This window comes from Pseudomonas pergaminensis (genome assembly GCF_024112395.2).
Classification (GTDB): Bacteria; Pseudomonadota; Gammaproteobacteria; order Pseudomonadales; family Pseudomonadaceae; genus Aquipseudomonas; species Aquipseudomonas pergaminensis.
Window position 1 is genome coordinate 2,917,689 of record NZ_CP078013.2, and the last position, 12,228, is coordinate 2,929,916.

The 12,228-nt window shown below is 63.1% G+C and carries 8 protein-coding genes; 6 read left to right on the top strand and 2 right to left on the bottom strand.

Features of this window, described 5'->3' with window-relative positions; all coding sequences use genetic code 11:
- Nucleotides 1-3: 3 nt before the first annotated feature.
- A complete protein-coding gene (locus KUA23_RS13220) occupies nt 4-3,087 on the bottom strand; it encodes an efflux RND transporter permease subunit (protein WP_099491274.1) in 3,084 nt (1,027 codons plus the stop codon).
- A gap of 2 nt (nt 3,088-3,089) precedes the next feature.
- Nucleotides 3,090-4,196 carry an efflux RND transporter periplasmic adaptor subunit gene (locus tag KUA23_RS13225; RefSeq protein ID WP_252994095.1) on the bottom strand — a complete coding sequence of 369 codons (1,107 nt, stop codon included), beginning with the start codon at nt 4,194-4,196 and terminating at the stop codon, nt 3,090-3,092.
- Between the two features lie 103 nt (nt 4,197-4,299).
- Here KUA23_RS13225 and KUA23_RS13230 point away from each other — a divergent pair, with 103 nt between their 5' ends.
- The 6 genes from KUA23_RS13230 to KUA23_RS13255 all read left to right on the top strand — a co-directional run bounded on the left by KUA23_RS13230 (nt 4,300) and on the right by KUA23_RS13255 (nt 12,213).
- Nucleotides 4,300-5,505, top strand: coding sequence for a multidrug effflux MFS transporter (locus tag KUA23_RS13230; RefSeq protein ID WP_078048228.1), 1,206 nt, complete (start codon nt 4,300-4,302; stop codon nt 5,503-5,505).
- A 76-nt stretch (nt 5,506-5,581) separates the two neighbouring features.
- Complete coding sequence (locus tag KUA23_RS13235; RefSeq protein ID WP_078048229.1) at nt 5,582-6,448, top strand: pirin family protein; 867 nt, start codon at nt 5,582-5,584, stop codon at nt 6,446-6,448.
- Between the two features lie 166 nt (nt 6,449-6,614).
- Entirely contained in the window at nt 6,615-8,060 is a 1,446-nt protein-coding gene (locus KUA23_RS13240; RefSeq protein WP_078048230.1) for a mechanosensitive ion channel domain-containing protein, read from the top strand.
- Between the two features lie 122 nt (nt 8,061-8,182).
- Nucleotides 8,183-9,607 (top strand): aldehyde dehydrogenase, encoded by a 1,425-nt coding sequence (gene aldA / locus KUA23_RS13245; protein ID WP_252994096.1) that lies wholly within the window; start codon nt 8,183-8,185, stop codon nt 9,605-9,607.
- A 76-nt stretch (nt 9,608-9,683) separates the two neighbouring features.
- Nucleotides 9,684-10,994, top strand: coding sequence for an MFS transporter (locus KUA23_RS13250; protein ID WP_252994097.1), 1,311 nt, complete (start codon nt 9,684-9,686; stop codon nt 10,992-10,994).
- A 1-nt stretch (nt 10,995) separates the two neighbouring features.
- Complete coding sequence (locus KUA23_RS13255; RefSeq protein WP_078048232.1) at nt 10,996-12,213, top strand: mandelate racemase/muconate lactonizing enzyme family protein; 1,218 nt, start codon at nt 10,996-10,998, stop codon at nt 12,211-12,213.
- The last annotated feature ends 15 nt before the right edge of the window (nt 12,214-12,228 follow it).

Genomic DNA, 12,228 nt, shown 5'->3' on the forward strand with positions numbered 1-12,228 from the left:
AGCTTATCCGGCCGCTACGTGGGAAGTTTCGACAACTTTTGTCTTCTCCCGCCCCAGCACCAGGCTGCACAGCGCGGGCAGGAACAACAGCGTCAACACCGTGCCCACCAGCACGCCGCCAATCAGCACATAGGCCAGGGACGACCAGAACACCGACAGCGTCAACGGAATGAACGCCAGTGCCGCCGCCAACGCGGTCAGGATCACCGGCCGCGCACGCCGCACCGTGGCTTCAATGATCGCCTCGCGGATCGCCATGCCGTGGTCCTGGTTCTGTCGGATCTGGTCGGTGAAGATCAGCGTGTTGCGCATCAGTATTCCGCCAATGCCGATCAAGCCCAGGATCGCGTTGAACCCGAATGGCTGGTTGAACAGCAACAAGGTCGGCACCGCGCCGATCAACCCCAGCGGTGCAGTGGCAAAGACCATGAACATCACGCCGAACGAGCGCACCTGGAACATGATCACCGTCAGGGTCAGCAAGATCATGATCGGGAACAGTGCCGCCAGGGCGACGTTGGCCTTGGCGCTTTCTTCCACCGGGCCGCCGATGTCGATCTGGTACCCGGCGGGCAGCTTGGCGATCAGCGGTTGCAGGTCCTTGAACACGGCCATCTCCACGTCGGGCGGTTGCACGCCGTCGATGATGTCGGCGCGCACTTCCACGGTGGTCGCACGATTGCGGCGCTTGAGGATCGGTTCTTCCATTACCGCCTGGAAATGCCCGACCTGGGCCAGCGGCACGGAGGTGCCGGCACTGTTGGTGAGGGTCATGTTATTGAGGTTGCCGAGGTCCTCGCGCTGGCTACCCTGGGCGCGGGCGACCACAGAGACGGTACGGTTGCCCTCGCGCACTTCGGTGATCGGGTTGCCGCTGAGCAGGGCATTAAGCTGCGACTTCACCTCATTGGGGGTGAAGCCCAGCAAGCGCAGGCGATCTTGATCCAGCACCAGGCGATAAGCGCTGGTGCGCTCGCCCCAATCGAGGAAGGCATCCTTGGTCAGCGTGTTGGCGGCGACGACTTTGCGCACGTCTTCGGACACGCTGCGCAGCACATCCACATTCGGGCCAGAAACGCGGAACACCACCGGGAACGGCACGGGCGGACCGAACAGCAGTTGCGTCACGCGCACCCGCGCCGAAGGAAACTCACCGGCGGCGATGCGTTCACGCATGCGCAGTTTCAACGCGTCGCGAGCGTGGGAGTCCGGGGTTTGCACGATCAGTTTGGCGAACGCCGGGTCTGGCAGTTCGGGGTTCAGCGACAGGAAAAAGCGCGGCGCACCGCCGCCCACATAGGTGTCGACCAGGGTGGTTTGCGGCTCCTGCAGCAGCGCTTTTTCCAGTTGCGCGGCCACCGCCTCAGTGCTTTTGAAGGCGCTGCCGGGCGGCATGTACACCTCAAGAATCAGCTCGGAACGGTCGGAGTTGGGGAAGAACTGCTTCTTCACCACGCCCATGCCCAACCCACACAGTACAAACGCGGCCACCACCAACCCGGTCACCAGCCAACGCTTGCGCACGCAAGCTTCGACCAGCGTGCGCAGTTTCTGGTAGTAGCGCCCGGCGTAGATCGCATCATGGCCGCCGGGGACCGGCTTGATCTGTGGCAGCAGTTTCACACCCAGGTACGGCGTGAAGACCACGGCCACCAGCCACGATGAAATCAGCGCAAAACCGACGATCCAGAAGATATTGCCGGCATATTCACCCGCTCCGGACCGTGCAAAACCCACCGGCAGAAAGCCGATGATGGTGACCAGCGTGCCGGTGAGCATCGGCGCCGCCGTGGAGCTCCAGGCGAAGGTGGCCGCGTGGATGCGGTCGAAGCCTTCCTCCAGCTTCACCACCATCATCTCGATGGCGATAATCGCGTCATCCACCAGCAAGCCCAGGGATATGATCAGCGCGCCCAAGGTAATGCGGTCGAATTCACGCCCGGTGAGCAGCATGATTACAAACACCACCGACAAGGTCAGCGGCACCGCAGCGGCCACCACCAGCCCAACGCGAAAACCCAGGGCCAACAGGCTGATCACCATCACCACCGCCAGGGCGACGAAGAACTTAAGCATGAACTCGTTCACCGCCAGGCTGATGTTTTTCGCCTGGTCGGAGACCTTGGCGAAGTTCACGCCCAGCGGCAGGTCCGCCTGGATCCTGGCTTCCTGGGCCTTGAGGCTCTTGTCCAAGTCGAGGCCGTTCCAGTGTTTCTCCATGATCACGCCGAGCATCAACGCCGGGTCGCCCTGGTGACGGATGCGGTAGCTCGGCGGGTCTTCATAACCCCGGCTGACGGTGGCCACATCGGCGATGCGCAACACGCGGCCATTGACTTCCAGCGGCACGTTCTCAATCAGCGACAGGCTGTCGAACGCGCCGTCGATACGGATGTAGGCGCGAGCTCCGGCGGTCTCGACAAAGCCCGACGGCGCCACGGCATTCTGTGCGGCGAGGGCGGCAAAGATCTGGTCCGGCTTGATGCCCAGGGTCGCCAGGCGCTCATAGGAAAACTCGACAAACACGCGCTGGGCCTGCTCGCCAAGGATATTGACCTTCTTCACCCCCGGCAGGTTGAGGAAGTCCTGGCGCAGCGCTTCGGCCATCTGCACTTGTTGCCGATGCGGCAAGTGTTCGGCCTCCAGGGCGTACAGGGCGAAATACACATCGGAATATTCATCGTTGAAGAACGGCCCGACCACCCCCTTGGGCAGTTTGGCGGCTTCGTCGCTGAGTTTTTTGCGGGTCTGGTAGAACAGGTCCTGGATTTCGCTGGGGCGCGTGGACTCCTTGTAGGTCATGCGCATCGACACGAAGCCCGGCTGGGCGATGGTCTCGACGCGGTCGTAGTAGTCCAGCTCCTGCAGACGTTTTTCCAGGCGGTCGGCCACCTGTTCCTGCATTTCCTGGGCGGTGGCGCCGGGCCAGGCGGCGGTGATGGTCATCACCTTGACGGTAAAGGACGGGTCTTCGGCCCGCCCGAGTTTGCCGAACGAGAAGATCCCGGCGGCAAGGATTGCAATGATCAGGAACAACGTGACCGCGCGATGCTTGACCGCCAGTTCAGAGAGGTTGATACCGCGCATGCTCAATTGTCCTGTTTGCGGTTGAGGGCCAGTGCTTGCGCGGGCAGCAGGCGCACCGCATCACCGCTGTGCAACAGGTGTGCGCCGAGGGCCACGATCACCTGGCCGGGGCTTACGCCGCTGTCGAGCAAGGCGTCTTCCTGGCCGAGGCTGGCAACTTTCACCGGGGCGAAACTGACCTTGTCGTCCGCGCCGATCAGCCAGACGCCGGTACCTTGTCCCGCATCCTGCAAGGCGCCGATGGGCACTCGGGTCTGCTGCGCCTGGCCGTTGCCTTGCAGGCGCACGGTGATGGTCGAGCCGAGGGCGAAACGGTCGACCGCGCCATGCAACACGTAGCGGGCGCGGTAGGTGCGGGTGGTCGGGTCGGCGCTGGCGGACAGCTCGCGCAGGGTGGCGGCCACCGCCTGGTCCGGGGCGCCGAAGGGGAAGGCCAGGGCTTTTTGCGACGCCAGGTCGCGTTGGTTTTCCGGCAGGTTGACGATGGCTTCGCGGGCGCCGTCATGGGCCAGGCGGGCGACGATCTGCCCTTCGGCAACCACCTGGCCACGGTCTGCGCGTACGTCGGTGATGATGCCGTCGCCATCGGCCTTGAGGATCGAATAGGTGCGGCGGTTTTCGATCTGGCTGGCGTCGGATTGCGCCGAGGCCAGTTCGGCTTCGGCGACGCGCAGGTTGGTGGCCGACTGGTCGAAGATCTGCCGCGACACGGCGCCGGTGTTGGCCAGGCGCTGGTAGCGATTTTCGTCGTCACGGCGCTGGCGCAGTTGCGCCTGGGCGGCGTTGACGCGGTTCTTGGCTGAGCGCAGTGCCAGTTCGAAGTCGCCGATGTCGAGCACCAGCAAGGTGTCGCCACGGGACACGTGCTGGCCGGTGTCGACTTTACGTTCGATGACCTTGCCGCTGACCCGAAAGCCCAAGTCGCTTTCGGTACGCGCAGCGACCACGCCGGTATAGGCACTTTGCTGGGTGCCGGCGGCTTCGACTTTGGCGGCAAGGACCGGGCGCGGCAGGGGCACATCGGCGGCGGTGTCGGCCTTGCTGTTGCAACCATTGAGGATGATCAACAAAGCCAGGGGCGTGAGAAGACGCAAGGGAGAAGGGTGCATGGCGGGCTCCGGGGGGTAACCATTGGGCAAAAAATTATGGACATAATTTTTTACGCATATTATGGTCGAAATATAAATTAATCCAGCCCCCCGGATGTTCCCCATGACAAACGCCCCGGTCCCATCGCGAAGCCTGTTGTGTTTACTGGTGGCCCTGACGGCACTGGGTGAGGTCTCGACCCAATTGATCATCCCCGGTCTCGGCGCCATCGAGCAGGCACTGGCCGCGCCGGCGGGATCGGCCCTTATGGCGCTATCGGCGTTTGTGGCGGCGTTCGGCCTCGGGCAGTTGCTGTTCGGCCCGCTGTCGGATCGCGTTGGCCGACGCCCGGTGCTCATCGGCGGCCTCGCGCTGTATGTGCTGGCGACGTTGTCGATGCTGCTGGTGCAGGACATCCACCAGTTCATTGCAGCGCGCGTGTTGCAAGGCCTGGGCGCCTGCGCCGCGCTGGTATTGGCGCGCACGGTGGTACGGGACGTGTGGAAGGCCGAAGCGGGGCCGGCGCTGGCGCTGACCATGATCGGCATGCTTTACGCCATCGTGGTGGCGCCGATGGTCGGCGGCTTGCTGATCAAACTGCTGGGCTGGCGTGCGCCGATCCTCCTGGCGCTGGCGATTGGCAGTGTGGTGCTGCTGCTGGCGTTGCTGTTCTTTCGCGAGAGCAACCATTACCTCGATCCCAAGGCCGGTCACTGGCGCACCCTTGGCGGCCAATACCTGGACCTGCTCAAGGGCCGCCAATACCGCGCGTTCGCCGTGGCCCTGGCGTGCACCTATGGCGCCATGTTTGCAGTGATCGCCGGTTCGTCGGCGGTGTTCATCAACCTGCTGGGCTTCACCAGCCTTGAGTACGGCATCAATTTCGGCCTGATTGTGTCGATGCTGATCGTCGGTTCCACCTACACCCGGCGCACTATCCTGCGCCTGGGCCCGCAGCGGATTGTGGCGATGGGCGTGACGATGGTGGCCATTGGCGGGGTGTCCGCCGTGGTCATCTTTGAGCTGTTCGGCCTGTCGGTACTCGGCCTGGATATCCCGATCGCCCTGGTCACCCTCGGCGGCGGGCTGGTCTTGCCCGGCTCGGTCACCGGCGGGGTCATGCCCAATGCGCACCGCGCCGGTCTGGCGGCTGGGTTGATGGGCTTTGCGCAGATGTTCGGTGCGACTTGCAGCGGTGTGTTGCTGAGCCAATTGCGCGATGGCAGCGCCGCGCCGATGATTATTATCCAGGCCTGCTTTGCGGTGACGGCGTTTGTGGCGTTTCACCTGTTGCGTCAGCGTCAGGTCAAGGGATTGTCCTATACGTAGGACGATCCAGGCTGCTTTTGCCGGCTAGTGCTCACCGGCCGACCGCCTTATGGTGTACGCACTTTGGAGGTACACCATGAAAAAGCTTATCGGCATCTACACCAGCCCCCGCGCCCACTGGGTCGGCGATGGCTTCCCGGTGCGCACGCTGTTTTCCTACGACGCCATGGGCAAGCACATCAGTCCATTCCTGTTGCTGGACCACGCAGGCCCGGCGGATTTCACCCCGACCGAACAACGTCGCGGCGTTGGCCAACACCCTCATCGCGGCTTTGAAACCGTGACCATCGTCTACGACGGTGAAGTCGAACACCGCGACTCCACCGGCGCCGGCGGCACCATCGGTCCTGGCGACGTGCAATGGATGACCGCCGCCAAGGGCATCCTCCACGAGGAGTTCCATTCCGCAGCCTTCGCCCGCAGCGGTGGGGCGCTGGAGATGGTGCAACTGTGGGTCAACCTGCCGGCCAAGGACAAAATGGCCGACGCCGGCTACCAGACGATCGTCGACGGCGACATCCCGGTATTGCCCTTGGCCAACGACGCCGGGCAACTGCGGCTGATTGCCGGCGAGTTCGCCGGTACCCGGGGCCCGGCCCGAACGTTTACGCCCATCGACGTGTGGGACCTGCGCCTCAACGCCGGCAAGCCCGTCACCCTGGACCTGCACGAGGGGCGCAACACCGCCCTGGTGATCCTGCGCGGCACGGTGCTGGTCAATGGCGAGGAAGTCGCGCGCCAAGGCCAATTGGCGTTGTTCGAGCGTGATGGCCGCCAGCTCACACTGGAAGCCAATGATGACGCCAAGGTGTTGCTGCTCAGTGGTGAGCCGATCGACGAGCCTATCGTTGGGCATGGGCCGTTCGTGATGAACACCGAGCAGGAGATTCATCAGGCGTTTGCCGATTTCCACTCGGGCAAGTTCGGGCAGATGCACGCCTGACGACCCGCTGCAAAACCCTGTGGGAGCTGGCTTGCCGGCGATAGCATCAGCGCGGTGTAACGCATACACCGAGGCGCCTGCATCGCAGGCAAGCCAGCTCCCACATTTTGTTTCCAGCGTTCTCATTTCATGCGATCTTCCCGTCATTGCCCCTGGAGTCGCCTGGATGCCCTCACTTATCGCTGATCACCCGATGTTGTGCGCCCTGGCGCTGATTTTTATCGACATCGCCGTGTGGCGTCTTATTTCCGTCAACCTCGCCAATTGGAAGCTGGCCGCGCGGTTGGTGATCTTTGCCGTGTTCAGTGCCGTGCTGTTCAACGACGGCATGAACCCCATGCAACTCGCGCCCTATGCGGACAACACCGCCTTGCACCTGGCGGCGACGGCGTTGCAGATCGGCTGGTGGCTGTTCGCGGCGCGAACGCTGACGGTATTGCTGGGTGCGGTAATGATGCAGCGGGTCGGGCACACCGGGCGGTTATTGCAGGACCTGATGGGGGCGGTGATCTTCCTGATCGCGATCATTGCCGCCATGGCCTATGTGCTCGACTTGCCGGTCAAAGGCGTGCTCGCCACCTCCGGCGCGGTGGCGATCATCGTCGGCCTGGCGCTGCAAAGCACCCTGAGCGACGTATTTTCCGGGATCGTGCTTAATACCACCAAGCCCTATCAGCTCGATGACTGGATCTCCATCGATGGCACCGAAGGCCGGGTGACGGACATCGACTGGCGCGCCACGCGCCTGCAAACCTCCCAGGGCAGCATGGCGGTGATCCCCAATTCCCTGGCGGCCAAGGCCAAGATCGTCAACTTCTCGCGCCCGGCAGATATGTTCGGCCTGACGGTCAGCCTGCAGGTCAGCCCCCACGCGCGGCCACAGACAGTTATCGAGGCCTTGGAACGGGCGATGCAAGGGTGTCGGCCGCTGCTGGCCAAGCCGGCACCCAGCGTGGCGTTCAAGACCTCGGCCAGTGGCGGCGTCGAGTATGAAATCAGCGGGTTCGTGCCAGCCATGACCCTCAAGCGTGAGGTGCGCAACCAGCTGTACGACCTGGCCTTCCGTCACCTGCAAGCGGCGGGCGTCGGCTTGCTGTCAGCGACTGAAAGCAGTGCGCCACCGAGCATGTCTGCCGCGCGCGCGTTGCTGGAGCGGTCGTCGATTTTCTCCACGCTGCGCCAGGAAGAAAAAGACACCTTCAGCCAGAACATGACCCTGCACACCTACCGCGCGGGCGAGATGATCCTGCCGGCGGGGGAGGTCAGCGATCATTTGTTCATTGTTGAGTCCGGTGTGGTCTCGGTGATGCTGACCAAGGGCGGGCACACGTTCGAGGCCGGGCGCATGGGGCCGGGAGAGGTGATCGGCGAGGCGGGCATTCTGTCGGACCAGGCGGCGCTGGCGGATTTCACCGCGAAGACGTTCTGTTCCCTGTACCGCATCGAGAAGGAATACTTGAAGCCGTGCCTGGATGCGCGGCACGACATCAGCGAAGCCATGAAGAGTTTGCTGGATTTCCGCCTGCACGCCGCGCAGGCGTTGACCCAGGAAGCACCGGTGGTGCCGGTGAAGAAGGGCTTCCTGCAGTGGCTGCGCCAGCGCGGTCGTTGAGGGCTGAAGCCGACTAACCTGCGTTTTTCGCACGTTACCCCACGCAATAAATCGTTTGTCCAACGGCTGGCCGATGACAAAACTGCAGGTCACTCGGATAACAACAACGTTGGGCAAACCACATGCAACTCGAGCGCAATTTTTTCAACGGTCAATTTGTCGAACCTGCCAGTGATGCACTGATCGCGGTCTACAACCCCGCCACCGAAGCCTTGGTGGGCCACGTCAGCGCCGCCACGCCGGATGAAGCGGTTGCCGCCGTCGACGCCGCCGCCATTGCCCAGAAAACCTGGGGCAAACTCACCAGTATCGAACGCGCCGAGCACCTGCGTGCATTCGCCGATGCGCTGGATGCCTGCGCCGAAGCCATTGGCACCGCGTTGGCCAGCGAATCCGGCAAGAGTGTCAGCGATGCCAGCAACGAGGCGCGCTACGCCGCACAGATCACCCGCTACCACGCCGAATGGGCGCGTCGGATCGAAGGCGAGATCATCCCCAGCGATACCCCGGACGAAAACCTGTTCCTGCAACGCGAGCCGATTGGCGTCGTGGCCTGCCTGATCCCGTTCAATTACCCGGTCTACACCCTGCTGCGCAAGATCGCCCCGGCGCTGATCGCAGGTAACACCGTGGTGGTGCGGCCAAGCAACAACACGCCGCTGTCGGCGTTTGAAATCGCCAAGGCCGTGGTCCAGGCCGGGGTGCCAGCCGGCGTGATCAACATCCTGACCATGGACCACGCCACCGCCGCCAGCGTCTGCACTCACAAGGCCGTCGGCCTGATTACCCTCACCGGTAGCGTGAATGCCGGGCGCATCGTGCTGGACTACTGCAAGGCCAATATCGCCAAGCCGTCCCTGGAATTGGGCGGCAAGACCCCGGCGATCATCGAGGCGGATGCCAACCTGGAACAGGCCGCCAGCGCCATCGTCGCCTCCAAGACCACCCACTGCGGCCAACTGTGCACGGCGGTGGAGCGGGTATATGTGCATGAAAGCGTCTACGCGCCGTTCCTGGCGCTGCTGAAAAGCAAGATCAGCGCGGTGAAGTTCGGTGATCGCGCCAGCGACGAAAGCCTGATGGGCCCCCTGGTCAATGCCAGCGCGCAACAGCATATCCATGCCATGGTCGAGCGCGCCCTGGCCGCTGGTGCTGTACTGGAAGCAGGTGGCGTGCTGCCCGAAGGCCCGGGACATTTCTACCCGCCGACCCTGCTGAGCGGTTGCCGCCAGGACATGGAAATCATCCAGGAAGAAATCTTCGGCCCGGTGCTGCCGGTGCTCAAGTACCGCGACATCGACGAAGCACTGGCCATGGCCAACGACCACCAGTTCGGCCTGTCGTCGGTGCTCTACACCGAGAACTACCGCACGGCGATGAAAGTGGCGAATGCCATCGAAGCTGGCGAGTTGTACGTCAACCGCACCCCGGCGGACCCTTACCAGGGCTTCCATGCCGGCTGGAAACGCTCAGGGCTGGGCGGCGATGACGGTAAGCACGGGATGCTTGAGTTCACCCAGACCCGCCTGGTGGTCATGAAGTACTGATCCACGAATACCCGCAACACCCTTAATAAAAACAATTATCGGGGCACCCGTGCATCGGGTGCCTGAGGTCCGAATGATGTCCAAGCCTGCACCCGTTGCCCAGGTTCCCGCTGCCGTGCCTGCGGCAAACAGCGACACAGCCAGTCGCTATTTCCAATTGATGTTGCTGGTGCTGGCCGCCGGGGCGATCTACCCGATCCTCTACCTGCGCCAGGTCTACCAGACCACCATGCTCGACGTGTTCCACATCAACCACAGCGAGCTGGGCTACCTGTACTCCATGCTCGGCACGATCTTCCTGCTCAGTTACCTGCCCAGCGGTTGGCTGGCGGACCGCTTGCCGCCGCGCTTCCTGATCTTCTTCTCGCTGGTCGCCACCGGCGCCTTGGGCCTGTGGTATTCCACCGTGCCGTCGATGACCGGCCTGATGATTATCTTCGGCTGCTGGGGCCTGACCACCGGCCTGACGTTCTGGGCCTCGGTGCTCAAGCGCGTAAAGATGATCGCCCACCACAGCGAGCAAGGCCGTTTCTTTGGCATCCTCGATGGCGGTCGCGGGCTGGTCGAGGCGCTGTTGGCCACCGTGGCCCTGGGGCTGTTCGCCTACGCCACCGAGACCCGCAGCCAGACGGCTGCCGAAGGCTTCAAGCACGTGGTCTACCTGTACTCCTTCGTGTGCATCGCCATCGGCTGCGTGCTGGTGCTGCTCAAGGACCCCAAGTCCATGGCCGAGACGGCGGTGGTGGAGAAGGGCAAGTTCAACCTGGTCGCCGACCTGACCACCCTGGTGAAAATCCCCGAGCTGTGGCTGGTGACCGCCATCGTGTTCTGCGGTTACCACATGTTCTGGGCCACCTACAGCTTCTCCGATTACCTGCAGGGTAGCGGCATGACCGCCGTGATGGCTGGCACCATCACCACCATCAAGCTGTGGATGCGCCCCATCGGCGGCATCGGCGGCGGCTGGCTGGGGGATAAGTTCTCGAACATCTCGGTGTTGATCGTCGCACTGGTGCTGGTGACCCTGGCCATGGTCGGGCTGATCGTGTTCCCGGCACTCAACAGCCTGGGCCTGCTGATCGGTACAGTGATCTTCATCGGCCTGATGACCTACGCGATCCGTGGCCTGTACTGGGCGATCCTCGACAGCTGCGACATCCCGCTGCGTATCACCGGCCTGGCCATCGGCATTGTCTCGGTGGTGGGTTACCTGCCCGACACCTTTATCCCGCTGATCAACGGCTACCTGACCGACACCTACCCAGGCAAGGCCGGCTACAACCTGTATTTCGGCTACATCGCCTTTATCGGCGTGCTCGGCACCCTTGCGGCCTTGACCCTGCGCGCCCGAATCAATCGTAAAAAATTCAACCAGACAGGTGCCTGAGATGAAAATCGTCGCCCTTGAAACCCATATCGTCGCTGTTCCGCCACCCCATATCGGTGGCATGTACTGGCTGTTCGTCAAACTCAAGACCGACTGCGGCATCGAAGGCGTCGGCGAGATCTACGCTGCCACCTTCGGCCCCAAGGCCATGCTGCCGATCATCGAGGACGTGTTCGAGCGTTACCTGCTCAACCACGACCCGCACCATATCGAGCGTTTCTTTCGCCAGGCGTATTCGAGCGGCTTCACTCAACGCCCGGACCTGACCATGATGGGCGTGGTCAGCGGCCTGGAAATGGCCTGCTGGGACATTATCGGCAAGGCCGCCAACAAGCCCGTCTACGAGCTGCTCGGCGGCAAGGTCAACGAGCGCCTGCGTTCCTACACCTACCTGTACCCGGTCAACAGCAAGGGCGAGTACGACTACGACGACCCGGACCTGGCCGCCGAGTGCGCCATCGAGAACATGAACAAAGGCTTCACCGCCGTGAAGTTCGACCCGGCAGGCCCGTACACCGCGTATTCCGGCCACCAGATCTCGCTGGAAGTGCTGGAGCGCTGCGAGACGTTCTGCCGCAAGATCCGCGAAGCGGTGGGCGACAAGTGCGACCTGCTGTTCGGCACCCATGGGCAGATGGTGCCGTCGTCGGCGATCCGCCTGGCCAAGCGCTTGGAGAAGTACGACCCGCTGTGGTTCGAAGAGCCCGTGCCGCCCGGCCAGGAAGACGCCATGGCCCAGGTCGCGGCCAAGACCAGCATCCCGATTGCCACCGGCGAACGCCTGACCACCAAGTATGAGTTCTTCAAGCTGCTGCAGGCGGGCGGTGCGTCGATCCTGCAGATGAACGTGGCACGCTGTGGCGGGCTGCTGGAGGCCAAGAAGATCGCGAGCATGGCCGAGGCCTACTACGCGCAAATCGCGCCGCACTTGTACAACGGGCCGATTGGCGCGGCGGCGAGTTTCCAGCTGGCCACCTGCACGCCGAACTTCCTGATCCAGGAAAGCATCATGACCTGGGGCGGTTTCCATGCCGAAGTCCTGACCAAGCCGCTGCACTGGGAGGACGGCTACATCATCCCGTCCACCGAGCCAGGCCTGGGCGTGGAACTGAACATGGACGTGGTGCGCAAGCACACGCCGTACACCGGTGAGCGCCTGCACCTGCAAATGGCGCCGACCCCGGCTGACGTGAAAGACACTTCGCCCGCCAAGGGCTAAAAAAAACGACTGATG

Bases quoted from the DNA above. Each gene is read 5' to 3' on its own strand.
- KUA23_RS13220 (WP_099491274.1), bottom strand. From the start codon at position 3,087: ATGCGCGGTATCAACCTCTCTGAACTGGCGGTCAAGCATCGCGCGGTC.
- KUA23_RS13225 (WP_252994095.1), bottom strand. From the start codon at position 4,196: ATGCACCCTTCTCCCTTGCGTCTTCTCACGCCCCTGGCTTTGTTGATC.
- KUA23_RS13230 (WP_078048228.1), top strand. From the start codon at position 4,300: ATGACAAACGCCCCGGTCCCATCGCGAAGCCTGTTGTGTTTACTGGTG.
- KUA23_RS13235 (WP_078048229.1), top strand. From the start codon at position 5,582: ATGAAAAAGCTTATCGGCATCTACACCAGCCCCCGCGCCCACTGGGTC.
- KUA23_RS13240 (WP_078048230.1), top strand. From the start codon at position 6,615: ATGCCCTCACTTATCGCTGATCACCCGATGTTGTGCGCCCTGGCGCTG.
- aldA (WP_252994096.1), top strand. From the start codon at position 8,183: ATGCAACTCGAGCGCAATTTTTTCAACGGTCAATTTGTCGAACCTGCC.
- KUA23_RS13250 (WP_252994097.1), top strand. From the start codon at position 9,684: ATGTCCAAGCCTGCACCCGTTGCCCAGGTTCCCGCTGCCGTGCCTGCG.
- KUA23_RS13255 (WP_078048232.1), top strand. From the start codon at position 10,996: ATGAAAATCGTCGCCCTTGAAACCCATATCGTCGCTGTTCCGCCACCC.